We start from the raw sequence: 14,898 nt of genomic DNA, 5'->3' as shown, positions 1-14,898 counted from the left end.
TTCAGAGATTCCTTGCATGCCGCACCCGAGCACTTCCACGGCGAGCCTCAGGCAACCGGGCACAGTCATCCTCAAGGAGGATTTTCGACAGCTTGACAGCCGCCTGTGGCGCGTCGAAACCGAGCAGCCGCAACACTCCCGCGTGTTCACCGAGCAAGGCCGGCTGATCATGGACACCCGCGCCGGCATGACGGTGTGGCTGCAACAAGCCTTGCAGGGCGCGTACCGCATCGAGTTCCTGCGCCAGGTGCTGGTGGCGGGGGAAGCCAACGATCGCCTCTCCGACATGAACGTGTTCTGGGCCGCCCACGAGCCTGGTAGCGCGACAGTGAATCCCCGTGACGGCGTGCTTGAGTCCTATGATTCGCTGGACACTTATTACGTGGGCATGGGTGGCAATGGCAACACCACCACGCGCTTCCGCCATTACGACGGTAGCGCGGAGCGGCCGCTGCTGGGCGAACGCCTGCACGCCACCGATATGCTGGAAGCGGGACGCATCTATCGGATTCGTATCGACGTGGGCGCCGAAGCGACCCGATATTGGGTGGACGAGCGGCTGCTGTTCAGCCAGACGCTGATGCAACTGCCGGCAGCGGGCTATTTCGGCTTTCGTTCGGTATGGTCACGCCAGGCGATCAGCCGCTTCAGTGTGCGAGCCCTGTAAGCGGCAGTTCGGCCAACTCGCCTTGCGCTGCGTTGGCCTCCAGCGCCTGCATGGCTGCATCGGCCTCGAAAAACGCGTCGATCAGCGTCTGCGCCAGAAACGACAACTTGTAGCCGGCGCGGCTGACCACCCCATAGTGGGTAAAGAATTCTGCCGCCTGTGGGTCCAGGCCGCGCACGTTCAGCAGCTTCAGCCCTTGACGCAGGTAGGGGTTGTTCTGGCTCACATTGGTGGTGCCGATGGCGTCGGAGTGCTCGATCACGCTGACCAGGCTGTAGCCGTTGTCGCACTCGATACTGGTCTGGAAATCCGGCCGCCCGCTGAGTTGCACCAGCGCCTTGCGCAGGTTTGGCGGACGTACCGTACCGGCCAGGGGATAACTGAACAGTTGCTCTACAGTGACTTCCTCCAGCGCCGCCAACGGGTGCCCGCGGCGGCAGCAGAAGCCCCAGCGATGTTGGGTCAGCAGCTGTACGCGGTAGTCTGGGTCGTGTTCGAAGTTGCGCGCGTCGGCGACGAAGAACTCGCACTCCTCTGCGAGCAAACGCTGGGCCAGAGCCTGCCAGTTATCGACGTGAAAGCGCAGGCGCACCTTGGGCAGGCGCCGGGTGAACAGGCCCAGGGCCTGGGGCATCAGCCACGCCGCCGGTGCCGGCCCGCAAGCGAACGACAATTCACCGGCATCACGTTCGTTAAACTGGCGCACCGAGTTGATCAGGTCATGGGCGTTGCCGATCATGCGCCGGGCGTGTTCCAGCACGATCAAACCTTTCTTGGTTGGCTCCAGCTGTCGAGTCCGGTCGATCAGGCGTGCACCGAAGCTTTGTTCCAAAGCCTGGATACTACGGCTGAACGCCGACTGGGAAATGTTCACTGATTGCGCGGCCAGACCAAAATTGCGATGTTCGACCAAGGCGATGAAGTGGCGCAGTTGGCGCAGATCCAGATGCATTCAGGGTACGGCCTTGTAGGGCGTGGAACGAGCGTGCCGGTCGCGAGACCTGCGTTACGGCCCGCCATTCTACTGATCGCGCACGTCCCCGCCCTATATTGAATAAGCATTACCTTATGCCGGGCGGCGGCCCGCGCAGTTTTCCGGCCAGCGGGTTTTGCGTTATTCCTTCGCTGGCGCGCGTACCTGCAAGCGCAAGGCGTCATACATCACTTGGCCTGGCACCGCGCCGCCACCGCGCGCGACGAAAGCCTTGAACGGCTCGCCATTGGCGTGGCGCAATGTCAGCAGGTTGTCCCCGGCCTTAAGCAAAGCGGCGTCGAAGTTCAAGGTGTGTACCGCGTAGGGCGAGTCCTGGGCGCTGCCGCGGTAACCGGCGGTGCCACTTTTGGGCAAAGCGATTTGCGCCAGCTCCTGCCCGTTGAGGCTGACTCGCAGGTCGGTCAGACGCTGGCCTTGAGCCGGTTGCGAAGAGGCGAAGCCCAGAGTCAACTGCGCCTTGCCGTTGAAGGCACGGGACAGGGCGAAGTGCACGCGCCAGTCGGGATGCTGGTTGTAGACCGTCCACTGCGCGTAGTTCCAATCATGGGCCGGCTGACTGCTACCGATGCGGTAGTCCACGTCATGGGGGAACTGCTCGGCGTAGGCTCGGTATAGCTCGAACTGGCGCGGTGCATCGCCGTTGCGAAATTCCGCCGCGCTGCGGTCGAAGTGGCCGATTTGCCACAGGGTTTGCCAGGACGGGTCTGTGGCCCAGGCCAGTGGTTGCAGTTGCACGTTGCTGTCGGCCTTGACCCGTATTGCACGCTTGAGCAGGTCCCGTGGCTGATCGGCCCCGCTGACATACAGGTCATAGGTACCGGGGACGACGCCTTGCAGATGAAATTCGCCTTGCGCGTCGAGGCGCGTCCAGAACGCATAGCCTTTGCTCTGTGCCGTCCAGGCGACGCCGGGGTCGGTGAGAATGACCCAGGCATCGGTGGCCGGCGCGCTGCCCAGCCTTACCGACCCACTGACAGCGCCGCGATGCTGGCTATAAGCGCTGTCGTCGACCCAGGCGTAAGGCCACCGGGCTTTTTCCTGCTGCCATTGCCGTTGCGCGTCTGCTTCCAGCGCCTGCGGCCCGTTGCCGTGGTTGGCGTATATAAGAAACGGGCCATAGACCTTGCGCCATGGCTCGCCCTGCGCCAACACCACCGGCGACGCGCCGAAGTGCACCGACTGCATCACCCTCAGTAGCACGTTGTCATGCAGGGTCTGCCCCTGCTTGCTGGGGCCGCCGTTGTGGTACTCGGGGCTGGCCTCGATCATCCACAAACCGCGCTGGGCGCCGACGTAGCCGTACACCGGGTTCTGCGCCCAGAACACCGAGTTCATGTATTTGGTCTTGATGCTGCCATCGGCCAGGCGGAAGGTCGCATCACTGACCTGCGCGGCCACTGCGGCCTGGGGAATCGGCAGCAACTGGCCGCCACCTACGGCCCAATGGCTGAAGGTGCCATCCATGACGGTCTTGATCACAAATCGGTTCTGGTACAGCGTTGCCGCCGGCTGTTCGGGGCCGTGCTCCAGCACCGCATAGGCATAAAATTCCGGGCGATCCGCGAACAGCACGTAATGCAGCTGGCTGCGAAACGGGAAGAGCGCCGTGGGCGCGAGGGCCACCACCACCTCGGCACGTTCGTCGCTGGCGTGGCTCATGTATACCTGTGGTTCTCCTGCCGCCGGGCGGTAGTAGCCCTTGGTCGCCGGCTTCACACCCGCTGGCGCAGGGCGCACATCGGCGTTGGCATCCCAGTACATCGCCTTGCGAGAGTCGTTGGCGAAGTCGTCGCCATGGGCTTCGTAGGCGGCGTGCTGCTCGTTGACGCCCAGGTCGTGCCACCCATGGCCGTCCCATTGGCGGATGAAATCCAGGAAACCATCGTCGCGGGCAACGCCGATCTGTAACTGACCGTTGTCCAGGATGAGGCGCCCGGACTCCTGATGCACCTGCACCGGTTGCGCCCAGGCGCCGGGCGCCATGGAAAAAACCAGGCAGACGCTCTGGGCCATCGCGTAAACAACGCTGCGCGGAGTCATTAAAGATACCTCTTGAAAAAATTCAGCGTGGCCTGCAGCGCCTTTTCGTTCGCCGCCTGGGTGACGGCCTGGCTCTGCGGGTCAACCAGGCTGTGCCCAACACCCGCCACCAGCAATAGCTGGACCGGCTCGCCTTGACGCTTCAACGCACTGGCAAGCGCCACTGATTGTGCATAGGGGACCACAGGGTCCGCCGTTCCGTGTATCAGCAAAACCGCCGGTTTCACCTGACCGAGCCGGGGGATCGCACTGGCGGCATGGACAGTGGCAGCGCCGCAGGGGTTGTTCGCGCAGCCCATGAATCGACGCGCCGCATTGCGGATGCGCGGATAGTCATCGTCCGCGAGAATGCGCAGCATGTCGTAGATGCCGAACCAACTGATCAGCACCTTGGGGCAGGGACGGCTCCCCGCCTGCACATCGCAGCCGAGCGCCGTCAGTGCTGCCAGATGACCACCAGATGAATTGCCCCACACCGCCAGGCGTTTTGGATCGAGCGCGTACTGGGACGCGTGGTCTTGCAGCCAGTCAATGGCTGCCTGAACGTCGTTCCGCGCCGCGGGAAAAATTGCCGTACCGCTCAAGCGATAGTTCACCGACGCCACGGCGTAACCTTGAGCCGCGAACCGAGCGAGCACTGCGGGGAAGTCTTCGAAGGCGCCGGTGGTTCGTGCGTTGCCGCCGGACCATCCACCGCCGTGGATGTACACGACCAATGGCCGGGGAACAGCAGGCGTGCTGGGCAGATACAGGTCCAGGGTCTGGAGCGAGTGATCCTTGCCGGCGCCTGCATAGTGCAGATCGGCTATTCGAGTCACCCCGTTGGCGAAGCTGCGCTGTGATGCATCCGCCTGTGGAGCGCGATAGCCACTGGCGGTAATCGGGATGCCTTGGGTAAAGGTCGATGAAGTCGGCCGCGCGGAGGGCTGCGCAGCCAGCACGCCGCCGGTCCACAGTGTGAGCAATACGGCGACCATGGACAGCAAGCGGACGGGCCAAGGTCTGGGGAGCGCTTTCATCTGGGTCCTTGATGTAGCAGGTCGGAGCGCGCGTGGGCGCCGTACTGCCCGCAGCCACGATCGATGCTGACGCCGGCGTTCGATGCCCGATAAACAGGCACACCCCCTATTAAGCCCCCCGCATCCTGCAGATCGCCAATGCGTTTCAACCAAATGTTTTTTGCGTTTTTTACATAACCGGTACAGGCCTTACAGCATCACGTTTATCTCTTTTTCGCATAAAAACATAAGGTTTTGATCTTTGGGGGCGCCGCATTGCGCGTGATTTAACGTCGCCGTGCCAACAGTGGCCACCTGATCCTTTATTCACCTACCAAGGCATTTGCCATCGATACCTACGTCGATGACAAGCATCGGCTCGCATGCTGGATATTCGAATGAACCTTCACCGTCAGCAGAAAAAGTCTCTCTGGGTCGCCGGCATTGCCCTAGGTCACACCATGGTCCTGTCGTCTGCGCCAGCCAGTGCAGCGGCAGAGCAACAGCTGGAAACAGTGCAGGTGCAAGGGGTGCGCCAGACCGATGTGCAGCAGCCGCCCGCGTCCACCCAAAGGCTGAGCGGCAATACGCTGGAGCAGCAAGGCGTGTATCGCCTTGAGGATTTGCAACAGATCGCATCGGGGCTGGAAGTGACGGCCTCGGACCCGTTCGATACCCGCCTCACGGTCCGTGGCCTGGGTGACGGCGGGGGCAGCGAAATCAACATCGGCATGCCCAGCAGTGTGGGGTTGTTTCTGGACAATGTTTACCTGAGCCGGCCGGGCATGCTCTCCAACGACCTGCTCGATATCGAGAGCGCCGAGGTCTTCAGCGGCCCTCAGGGTACGCTGCATGGTTTCAATACCACGGCAGGTGCCATCGACATCCATAGCCGTAAACCGACATTCACTCCCGAAGGCTCAGTGAGCCAATCGATTGGGCAACGCGGTTACGCGCAGACGCAATTGATGTTTTCCGGCCCGCTGACCGAAACGCTGGCAGGGCGCATCAACCTGTCGCACACGGAGAAGGGCGGCTTCATCAAGAACGAATACACCGGGCATGCATTGGGCGGCAGCAATCAAAGTGGCGTTCGCGGGCAATTGCTGTGGCAGCCCAGCGACGACTTCAATCTGCGCATCATCGCCGACCTCAATACATCCACCAGCTACCCGGTGCAGACGCTCGACAAGCTGTACACCGTTAACGGCACTCAGCCCTATCTTGACCGGGCCAATCTGGTGGGCGCCCATGTGGTGGAGGGTGGACGCAAGGTCAACACCGATGACGAGAACCAAGCCTATGTGCGTCAAGGGGGGGTGTCGGCTGAAGCCAACTGGCAACTGGGTGATGGCTACAACCTGCGGTCCGTCTCGGCCTACCGCTATTTCGGCTACCAACCCAACAGCACGGACACCTTGGACATACCGCTTTACGCTGGCAGCGGTGCGGACGTCTGGGACCGCGTCTGGTCTCAGGATCTGCGCCTGGACTCGCCAAGGGGCGAGCACTTTGATTACGCGCTGGGCGCGACGTATTGGGGCGAAAACCTCGACACCCTGGCGCACGATTACTACGCGCCGGGCACGCGAACCACCCAGTGGTACGGCACCGCTGCCAATACCGGGCTGTCGGTCAGGCGCTGGGGGGAGGTCAACGACAGCGTATTCTCGCTGTATGGCCAAGGTACATGGCACGTTAACGAGCGCTTCGATATCACCGCGGGGGTGCGTGACAGTTACGAGAAAAAAACCGGCTCGTTCCGTCGCGTGAACAAAAATCCATTCGACTCCGGGGAGCTTAATCAGTACGAACAGCTACCCGCTGCAATGCTCAACTTTGCCTATTACTTCACCCCACACCTGCAGGGGTACGTGACCCTGGCCTACGGCAAGAAATCCGGCGGCATGAACGTGTCCTCGGGTGCGGCAGGCAAGGCGGGTTACGACAGCCTGTTGGTGGAACCGGAAAACACCCGCGGCGGCGAAATCGGCTTCAAGAGCCAATGGTTGCAGAACCGCGTCAACTTCGATCTGGCTGCGTTCTACTCGCAGGTGCGCAACTACCAGACCTCCGCCTACGATCTCGAAACCGATACCAGCTACCTGATGAACGCCGGGACCATGCGTTCGCGGGGGCTGGAAACCAGCCTGGAGCTCAAGCCGCTTGAAGGCTTGAGTGTCAACTTCAACGGCACCTTGCTGGACAATAAATATCAGGACTTCAAGGGCGCACCCTGCGCGGCTGAAGTGACCCTGGGAGCAAGCAAGGCGAGCAGTTGCGACCTGAGCGGCGAACGGGTGTTCCGCTCGCCCAAAATCACCTACAGCCTGACCAGTCGTTACGAGTGGCAAACGTTCGACGCCCTGCAAGCGTTTGTGTCTGGACGCTTCTCTTACCGCACCTGGTCCTATGGAGCAGTGGACAATTCGCAGTACTCGCGCATTCCGGGCTATGGCCTGCTGAACCTTTCAACCGGCCTCAGCGGCAAGTACGCAGACGGCACGTGGAATGCCTCGCTGTGGGTCAATAACGTGGCCAACAAGCGCTGGTTCCGTACGCTCAACACCGGCAGTTATGCCTCCTCGTTTGGTGTGATGGGTGATCCGCGCACCCTCGGAATGACCGTCGGATACAACTTCTAAAAGCCGCCTCCGGCCCCCATATGGCGACGCGTCGTCAAGACGTGTCGATCGCTAATACATCAGGAGTTCAGCAGCGTGAGCGACCCTTTTGGCAGCCTGAGCCGCAGGCACTTCCTTGAACTGGCAGGTACGACCCTGGCGATGGCCGCGCTCCCCAGCCTGGCCCAGGCAGGTGCGCGCAAGCCGAACATCATTTTCATTCTTGCCGACGACTTGGGGATTGGGGATGTCGGCTGCTATGGACAGCGTCGTCTTCGAACACCTTACATCGACAGCCTGGCCCGTGAAGGCAAGCGTTTCACCCAGGCGTATGCGGGAGCGCCCATCTGCTCGCCCTCGCGCTGCACCCTGTTGACGGGTCTCAACACCGGGCACAGCCGCATCCGCGCTAACTTCGCGCTGGCGGGTGGCACCCTCGGACAATCAGGCGACAAGACCATTCGCCGCGCCAGCCTCGGCGCGCAGGACGTGACGGTTGCTCAGCGATTGCAAACGCTGGGTTATCGCACCGGGCTGATGGGCAAGTGGCATTTGGACGGCTATGACCCTCAAGCGACCCCCATGGACCACGGCTTCGATGAGTTTCGTGGCTGGCTGATCCAGACGCCGAGCACTCAAGGGTATTTTCCGACCCAACGCTACCGTGACCGGCAACTGGTCGACATTCCCCAAGCGCTGGGGCATACCGCCGCGCATTACGAAACCGATCTGTGTACCGACGATGCCTGCGATTTCATCCGTCGCAACACCGACCAGCCGTTCTTTCTGTTCCTCGGTTACAGCGCGCCACACAGTCCGTATATCGCGCCGAGTTATGGATCGTTTGCGGGCGAGCCCTGGAGTCAGGATCAGAAGTCCTACGCCGCGATGATCGAGCTGATGGACCAAGGGGTGGGGAGCGTCCTGCGAACCTTGGCAGAGCAGGGACTGGACCGCGACACCGTGGTGTTTTTCGCGTCAGACAACGGCGCCCGCTCGGAGCCGACCGCCGCGCAAACAGCCGTGGTCGAGTTCTTCGACTCCAGCGGCATCTATCGCGGCTACAAACGTGATCTCTATGAAGGCGGCATTCACGAGCCGTTCATCGTACGCTGGCCCGGCACCATCAAGGCCGGCAGCCTGAGCGATGAACCGATCTACTTTCCGGATTTTCTGCCAACGGCACTGGCGTTGGCCGGAGCGGCTGAGGCACAAGGTGACGGCGTCGACCTCAGTCCGCTGTTGCAGGACGAGGGGCGTCGACTCAAACCACGTTATTTTTACTGGGAAACCTTCGAACCGGAGTTCCGCCAGGCGGTGCGCTGGAAAAACTGGAAGGCGATCCGCATGAGTAAAGGCCAGGCGCTGGAGCTTTACGACCTCAAGGCCGATCCAAAGGAGACGCGGAACATCGCCGCCCAAAACCCGAGTGTCATCGCCCAGTTCGAAGCGTATCTGGCCCAGGCACGTGAACCTTCCGTGGAGTATCCATGAGCAGTTGCTGCGGCCCTGTTCGTGATCAGACCACCCGTGCGAACGTGTCGCTGGTCCCATTAGCTGGTTTGCCCGGCGCTGATATGCGTGCGGTTCCCGCGGGTGTGTATCGATTAGGCGGGGAGGGACGTGAGTGCATCACTGCCGACGGCGAGGGGCCACTTCGAGACGTTTACATCGAGGGTTTCCTGATGGACGCCACGGCGGTCACCGCTGAGCAATTCGCGCGATTTGTCGAGCATACGGGCTACGTCACCGATGCCGAAGTTTTTGGCTGGTCATTCGTCTTCGCCGGGTTATTGCCCCCAGGCACAGCATGCCTGGAGCAGGGTCCCGGCGCTACACCCTGGTGGCGCGCCGTGCCTGGTGCGTCATGGCGTCGACCGCTGGGGCCGGCATCGAGCTACGACGATTGCCGTGACCATCCGGTGGTGCACGTTTCCTGGAACGATGCTCACGCCTATGCGCAATGGGCGGGTAAAACACTGCCCACCGAAGCGCAGTGGGAAGCCGCGGCACGAGGAGGGACTGTCGACCAGATATTCCCGTGGGGCGCTGTGTTGGAGGTTGACGGGCAACACCGATGCAATGTCTGGCAAGGCGTGTTCCCAAGCGTGAACAGCGCGGAGAATGGTTTCATGGGGACTGCGCCGGCACGTAGCTTCGAACCGAACGGCTATGGGCTGTTCAACATGCTTGGCAACGTCTGGGAGTGGTGTGCAGATTGGTGGAGCGTGGACTGGCATATCGTCGCTTCAGCCCGGACCCGTTATCGCCCGCGAGGACCTGCGCACGGCGACGCCAAAGTGATTCGAGGTGGCTCATACCTGTGCCACGCCAGTTATTGCAATCGTTATCGGCTGTCCTCGCGCAGTCACAATACGCCCGTCAGCAGTACCGGTCACATGGGCTTTCGCTGTGTGCTGGAGTGAGGTCGTGAGCATGACCGCCGATCATCCGCGCTCCTTCATGGGCAGACGCTTGATCGAATAAGCTCGTTTCTCGTCCTCGGAGTTGTAATACACGTTCTGCGTCGTGTTGAGGCTGTTATGTCGCAAATCGACCTGCAGGTCTTTCATATCCCGGTGAGGAGCATCAAAGGTTGCCGAGGTATGGCGCAACCAATGCAGCGACGCTGCGCGCAACCGGGCGACATCTTCATCCGACCAGCCTTCGGCCTGCATACGCTCCAGCGCGCGGTCGAAAACCTCCTGAAGCAATACTCGGATGTGCCGGTCCGACAACCCGGCGCGACCTCGGCGCGTCGCAATCAAAGGCGTGGTTTCGCGAAAACCAGGCAGTGGCGACAACCCCTGATGCAGGCGCCAGCGCTTGAGGTAGTGTTCGACGTAGTCATCGCGCACGCTGATCTTGCCGGCTTTGTTGCCTTTACCGACCACGTGATACCACCAGTTTCCAGCGCCGTCCTGCCGCATGTCGCCCATGCTCGGCGTCCAGTTTTCTCGGCCCACCAGGTCTGAAACGCGCAGGTACATAGCGAACAGGGTCGCGACGATAAACAGCGTGCGCTCGTATTTATCCTCTTGTGCAGCCATCTGTTCCGCGGTTTCAAGCACGAAGTCCCACTGCAATGAAGTCAGGATTCGAGTGTCCTGATCGCCAACGCTGCGCTGCTTGTATTTACTCTTCTGTTTAACCGCCCGAAATGGATTGTGCTCGCAGAACCCTTCGTCGATCGCATGCTGAAAAAAACTCCCACACACCGCGAAAATCTGCGCAATCGAGCCTTGTGCGGGCTTGTAGTGTTCCTGAAGGAGAGGGCGGTTATCTTCTTTTGCACGCTTGCGCTCTTCTTTGGACGCTGACTGGCTGAACGGTTTCCAGTCCTCATTCAGAACGTAGGTGTCGGACGCGGTTTTCTTGCGCCCGCCGACCCGCGTGAAGCGGGATTTGACCACGGGGCCGACCCAGAAAGGGTCCGGAGCGAGACAAAACTCCAGAAACGCCTCGGCGTGGGTGCGGCGCATGTCCAGCAGGGGAACGCTGGCTTTGGTCAGCGTCCACAGCAGCAGCCGTTCAACGTGAGTTCGATAGGAATTGAAGGTGGATTCATTGCCCGCGTAAGACTTCAAAAAGCTGCGGACCGCGCGATATCCCTCCAGCGCCTGAATCTCAGCGGGAAAGGCCATCAAATATTGAGTAATAGCGGGCAGTTCCTCTTTAAGCGAACTGAAATTGAGCTCGCCAAAGCGTGCATAGGTTTCAAAGAGTGGATGCGGCGTGGAAGGCGCTGACATAGTAATCACTGGGCAGGACGAAGAAAAATGCCGTGTATGATCCTATGCAGAGCGCTGACATGCAATATCCGGGTCTGACAGTTATCGGATATTGCAAATCTGCGTTTCAAGCCTCCAGCGCTTTAAACCGCATGTCTTAGCCATACCCTTAACCAGATATTCAGATCTGTATGCCGACCTGTCTCATCGGAAACCCTGCAAAAAGGCGAGGTCAGATGCCTTTCCTGCACTTCCTGACACCATCATCGATGATATTTCCAGGCTTGATGCAATCCTTCAAAGTTTTCGCATCCTGCATGGCCTCAAATTCAGCTCTTTCTCTGTGTCGACATTGCTGATTCATGGCCTTGCCAAGCGGTGATGCGTCGCCTTTGAATGACTCACACATCGAGGCATTGGCAAGATTCTGCATCTGAATGATTAACGGCAGCGTCACAGAATCTGCGGCCCGTGTGCTCAGGCTGGTGGCAGCCAACAGCATAGCGACAGCGTGTTTTATCATTTGCCCTTATTCGTCCTTGAGATGTAGCCAGCCCGAGTGCCTAAATTATTCGATGAGCCGTAGTCGGAATGCTGGTGGAGTTTACGGATTTGTCCGGCGCGCTGACACTCGGGGATTTCGTTTAACGACAGCGTGAGTGTGGGCGGGATTGGGTATGGAAAATCCAAAATGAGAGATGGGGGTGCCACGAAGCTTTGAAAAGAGCGCTGTGAGATTTTTAAGCAGCCCTCTGCTTGGGGTCAACGAAATCCTTGGCTACGTATAATGTATATTATGTTAAATCATGCATTGGATTGGTAGGACCTGCGCATGTTGTCATGCGTGCTCAGGCCATTCTCGTTCTCGATACCTTCCAGTCAGTGTTGGAGGTTTTCAGCTCCGCTCCTCTCATGTGGAAACGAACGATATTCTCTAATTGCGGGATCAGGAAGTGCACTGCCATGCCGAAATCACCCGCCATTCCCCAATACAGCCCCTTGCCGACCATGAGCGCCCGATCAGGCGGTACCAAGGCCGACGCTTTAGCAAGTTCAACCAGATCCTGCTCTTTGTAGCAGTGTTCCCGATGCATAACGCCCAGTGCCGGAATCACGCCGCCCTGCACGGTGAGGTTGCGTTTAAGAGCGTGGTTTTTGACCATTTCTGCCCAAATGCGCTCCTCGTTATCCTGCGAGGGCCCAGCGCCTAATGACATAGGCTTGGTCTTGGCGATCACACGGCCACCCTTGTCGAGGTATGTCGCTCCAGTTAGCGGTTCGGATCAAGCAATCGGTATCGCCCAAACTACGGCTAGGCCTTGATCAGCGCGCCTATGGCCTCGCGGGTTTCTACTCTACTAAGCAGCGCGATGAATGCCTGATTTTCAGCGCGAATGACGTTGGATAAAACGGGCGTCGTTGCCTTGAGCAACTTCCTGGTTTCTCTCATCGCCTCCTGGTCGCTGTCAGCAAACCGCGCTGCTAGAGCCAGGGCATGGGCGATGCACTCATCCGGGCGCTCAAATCCGTGACTGGCAATCTTCCAGGCGACTGCGTCCTGACCTGAAAAGGCGTCGCCACACAACAACAGACGGGAGGCCAGAACAGGCCCCAACAACGCGGGCAATTTCAGCGTCGAACCGAACTCGGGGCACAGTCCAAGCTTCACGAATGGCAGCGCCAGTTTGCTGCCATGTGTGATGCACACCTGGTCGCAATGCAGAAGCAAAGTCGTACCAATTCCGATTGCTACCCCACAAACCGCCGCGATCAACGGTTTGTGCAGTCCCAGCACAGCGTCCATGAAACGAAACACCGGAGCGTTCAGCGTTTGTGGCGGTGCGTCGAGGAAGTCTTTCAGGTCGTTACCGCTGCAAAAACATGACTCACCGCCCGTGATGACGACCGCACGAATGCTGTCGTCGGTGTTCGCCTCACGCAGCGCATCGGCAAGCGAGGCGTACATGGCCGCGGTGAACGCGTTATATTTTTCGGGTCTATCAAGACGCAGAATCAGCGTACGGTTTTCCTGTTGTATCAGTACGTCAGACATGGTTGACGCCCCCGGTCGTCCGATCGGCGCCTACCATCGAAAACGCCATGACGGTTGCACGCGAAATGGCATGCCTGACGGCAACATCGTTGTCACGGCAGTAACGGCTGCATATCCCTTGAAGCACCGACGTCAGTGTCACCACGGCGAACGGGATATCGTCGATGCGAAATTCGCCGCTTCGCTGCCCCTGAAGCAACACGCCAGCAAGCTCGCCTTCGTACTGTCGCTTGAGCTCATTGACTGCCGCGCGGCCTTGCTCGTCGAGACTGCGGATATCGGACTCCAGTATCAAGCACTGATCGATGTGCGCTGAATGGAATTCGATATAGGCGCTGACAAACGCCGAGAGCCGGACCTTGGGTCCCTTGCGTCGCTGGTCGCTTTCCTGCCAGTGGCTGATGAGTTCCTCCAGATGGTCGATCATCACCTCGAGCAGCAGCGAATCCTTGCTTTTGTAATGTGCGTACAGGGATCCGGCCTGGAGCCCCGAGGCGCGTGCCAGATCTCGCAATGACATGGCACCAAATCCATTTCGGGCTATTAGCGTGACCGCATTTCTTTTTATTTCCATCAACCTGGACATTGGCAATCACCCTCTTCCTTTCAATCCGTCACGACCGATGGTCGCCCTGACCGCGTCTGCCACTCACTCAACAACCACGTACGAGGCAGCAATGCGCTCGAAATGGAAAGTCGGGCTTCCCAGCGTCGAATTGATCATGGTCATCCGCTTGAAGTGATGACCGACAACATACTCCTCGGTTACACCGATCCCGCCATGCAGTTGAATTGCCTGCGCACAGACGAAGTGGCCGCTCTGACCAATGTGCGCCTTGGCCATCGAGAGCGCCTGGCGACGCTCGGGCAGTGGCCCATCGAGACTGCAAAGCGCGCTGTGCAGCATCGCTCTGGAAAGCTCCAGTTCAATGAGCATTTCGCTCATACGATGTTGCAGGCTTTGAAATGTACTCAGGGTCTGACCGAACTGTTTGCGGATCTTCAGATAGTCACGGGTAAGCCAAAGTGCGCGTTCCATCACCCCTACCGCCTCGGCGCAAAGGCCAACCAGCGCATGCGCCGCGCCCTGTTCGATGGCGTAAAACCCTTCCCCGGCCTGCCCCAACAGGTGACGTTCATCGACCTCGACGTCAGCCAGAACCAAGTGACTGGCCCAGCGGTTGTCGACCAGACGCCAGTCAGTGCGCTGCAGCCCCGGCGTGTCTCTTGCCAGAAGGAACAGACTGATGCCTTCTTCATCAGCGTTGGCGCCTGCCGTGCGTGCGGACACGATGAAGTGATCGGCTACGTTACCCGCGACAACAGCGATTTTCTCGCCTGATAGTCGCCACTTCCGGTGTCCGGCTTGCTGTGCACGGGTTGCTACCCACGACAAATCACCCTGCGACAGCGGCTCGTCGTGGGCGAGCACCGGCTTGGACTTACCCGCTATCAACGACTCGAGCAACGCGTGTGATTTGCCGTCAGCGGTGGCCAACAACGTTTGCGCGGCCAGGACGGCAATGGACCAGTAGGGATCGACTGCCAATACACGGCCCATCTGCTCCATGACCAGGGCCGTTTCGATGGCGCTGAAACCCAGGCCGCCGACGACGTCCGGCAGTGCCAAGCCCAGCAACCCTAACTCGGCGAACGTCGCCCAGTTCGCAGGCGCGAACGCGCCGTTATCGACAATGCCTGGTCGTACTTCGAACCGGCATCGATCCTCAATGAAACGGGTGACGCTATCCTTGAGCATGTTTTGCTCTTCGTTGAGTTCAAAATTCACGA

13 protein-coding genes are annotated in these 14,898 nt (G+C 59.7%); 4 read left to right on the top strand and 9 right to left on the bottom strand.

What is annotated here, in order from left to right:
• The first annotated feature begins 16 nt into the window (after positions 1 to 16).
• Positions 17 to 667 (top strand): DUF6250 domain-containing protein, encoded by a 651-nt coding sequence (locus B3I26_RS18525; RefSeq protein WP_296259720.1) that lies wholly within the window; start codon positions 17 to 19, stop codon positions 665 to 667.
• On the opposite strand, the gene B3I26_RS18520 is transcribed toward B3I26_RS18525, so the two are convergent.
• From B3I26_RS18520 to B3I26_RS18510, 3 genes are all read right to left on the bottom strand, one after another.
• Positions 648 to 1,619 carry a LysR family transcriptional regulator gene (locus B3I26_RS18520; RefSeq protein ID WP_296259718.1) on the bottom strand — a complete coding sequence of 324 codons (972 nt, stop codon included), beginning with the start codon at positions 1,617 to 1,619 and terminating at the stop codon, positions 648 to 650. The two genes, B3I26_RS18525 and B3I26_RS18520, sit on opposite strands and share 20 nt — an antisense overlap.
• A 162-nt stretch (positions 1,620 to 1,781) precedes the next feature.
• Complete coding sequence (locus tag B3I26_RS18515) at positions 1,782 to 3,701, bottom strand: polysaccharide lyase family protein (protein WP_296259716.1); 1,920 nt, start codon at positions 3,699 to 3,701, stop codon at positions 1,782 to 1,784.
• Positions 3,701 to 4,720 (bottom strand): alpha/beta hydrolase, encoded by a 1,020-nt coding sequence (locus B3I26_RS18510; protein WP_296259715.1) that lies wholly within the window; start codon positions 4,718 to 4,720, stop codon positions 3,701 to 3,703. Before B3I26_RS18510 ends, B3I26_RS18515 begins: the two co-directional genes overlap by 1 nt.
• A gap of 377 nt (positions 4,721 to 5,097) precedes the next feature.
• Between B3I26_RS18510 and B3I26_RS18505 the strand changes: the two genes are divergently transcribed.
• The 3 genes from B3I26_RS18505 (at position 5,098) to B3I26_RS18495 (ending at position 9,749) form a co-directional block, all read left to right on the top strand.
• On the top strand, positions 5,098 to 7,344 hold the full coding sequence (locus B3I26_RS18505; protein WP_296259714.1) for a TonB-dependent receptor: 2,247 nt from the start codon (positions 5,098 to 5,100) through the stop codon (positions 7,342 to 7,344).
• 75 nt (positions 7,345 to 7,419) lie between these two features.
• On the top strand, positions 7,420 to 8,817 hold the full coding sequence (locus B3I26_RS18500) for an arylsulfatase (protein WP_296259713.1): 1,398 nt from the start codon (positions 7,420 to 7,422) through the stop codon (positions 8,815 to 8,817).
• Between the two features lie 83 nt (positions 8,818 to 8,900).
• On the top strand, positions 8,901 to 9,749 hold the full coding sequence (locus tag B3I26_RS18495) for a formylglycine-generating enzyme family protein (protein ID WP_296259712.1): 849 nt from the start codon (positions 8,901 to 8,903) through the stop codon (positions 9,747 to 9,749).
• 21 nt (positions 9,750 to 9,770) lie between these two features.
• On the opposite strand, the gene B3I26_RS18490 is transcribed toward B3I26_RS18495, so the two are convergent.
• The 6 genes from B3I26_RS18490 to B3I26_RS18465 form a co-directional block, all read right to left on the bottom strand.
• A complete protein-coding gene (locus B3I26_RS18490) occupies positions 9,771 to 11,075 on the bottom strand; it encodes a tyrosine-type recombinase/integrase (RefSeq protein ID WP_296259711.1) in 1,305 nt (434 codons plus the stop codon).
• A 211-nt stretch (positions 11,076 to 11,286) separates the two neighbouring features.
• On the bottom strand, positions 11,287 to 11,577 hold the full coding sequence (locus tag B3I26_RS18485; RefSeq protein WP_296259710.1) for a hypothetical protein: 291 nt from the start codon (positions 11,575 to 11,577) through the stop codon (positions 11,287 to 11,289).
• Positions 11,578 to 11,902: 325 nt separating this feature from the next.
• Complete coding sequence (locus B3I26_RS18480; RefSeq protein WP_296259708.1) at positions 11,903 to 12,292, bottom strand: hypothetical protein; 390 nt, start codon at positions 12,290 to 12,292, stop codon at positions 11,903 to 11,905.
• 74 nt (positions 12,293 to 12,366) lie between these two features.
• A complete protein-coding gene (locus B3I26_RS18475; protein WP_296259707.1) occupies positions 12,367 to 13,107 on the bottom strand; it encodes an enoyl-CoA hydratase-related protein in 741 nt (246 codons plus the stop codon).
• A complete protein-coding gene (locus tag B3I26_RS18470) occupies positions 13,100 to 13,693 on the bottom strand; it encodes a TetR/AcrR family transcriptional regulator (protein WP_296259705.1) in 594 nt (197 codons plus the stop codon). The genes B3I26_RS18475 and B3I26_RS18470 overlap by 8 nt, the downstream gene beginning before the upstream one ends.
• A gap of 63 nt (positions 13,694 to 13,756) precedes the next feature.
• A complete protein-coding gene (locus tag B3I26_RS18465) occupies positions 13,757 to 14,896 on the bottom strand; it encodes an acyl-CoA dehydrogenase family protein (protein WP_296259703.1) in 1,140 nt (379 codons plus the stop codon).
• Positions 14,897 to 14,898 lie beyond the last annotated feature (2 nt).

This window comes from Pseudomonas sp. UBA5706 (assembly GCF_002419965.1).
Taxonomy (GTDB): Bacteria; Pseudomonadota; Gammaproteobacteria; order Pseudomonadales; family Pseudomonadaceae; genus Aquipseudomonas.
The sequence above is the reverse complement of the archived record's forward strand: the minus strand, read 5'-3'. Positions and strand labels throughout refer to the sequence as shown.

Bases quoted from the DNA above. Each gene is read 5' to 3' on its own strand.
- B3I26_RS18495 (WP_296259712.1), top strand. From the start codon at position 8,901: ATGCGTGCGGTTCCCGCGGGTGTGTATCGATTAGGCGGGGAGGGACGT.
- B3I26_RS18520 (WP_296259718.1), bottom strand. From the start codon at position 1,619: ATGCATCTGGATCTGCGCCAACTGCGCCACTTCATCGCCTTGGTCGAA.
- B3I26_RS18485 (WP_296259710.1), bottom strand. From the start codon at position 11,577: ATGATAAAACACGCTGTCGCTATGCTGTTGGCTGCCACCAGCCTGAGC.
- B3I26_RS18470 (WP_296259705.1), bottom strand. From the start codon at position 13,693: ATGTCCAGGTTGATGGAAATAAAAAGAAATGCGGTCACGCTAATAGCC.
- B3I26_RS18475 (WP_296259707.1), bottom strand. From the start codon at position 13,107: ATGTCTGACGTACTGATACAACAGGAAAACCGTACGCTGATTCTGCGT.
- B3I26_RS18490 (WP_296259711.1), bottom strand. From the start codon at position 11,075: ATGTCAGCGCCTTCCACGCCGCATCCACTCTTTGAAACCTATGCACGC.
- B3I26_RS18515 (WP_296259716.1), bottom strand. From the start codon at position 3,701: ATGACTCCGCGCAGCGTTGTTTACGCGATGGCCCAGAGCGTCTGCCTG.
- B3I26_RS18505 (WP_296259714.1), top strand. From the start codon at position 5,098: ATGAACCTTCACCGTCAGCAGAAAAAGTCTCTCTGGGTCGCCGGCATT.
- B3I26_RS18525 (WP_296259720.1), top strand. From the start codon at position 17: ATGCCGCACCCGAGCACTTCCACGGCGAGCCTCAGGCAACCGGGCACA.
- B3I26_RS18510 (WP_296259715.1), bottom strand. From the start codon at position 4,720: ATGAAAGCGCTCCCCAGACCTTGGCCCGTCCGCTTGCTGTCCATGGTC.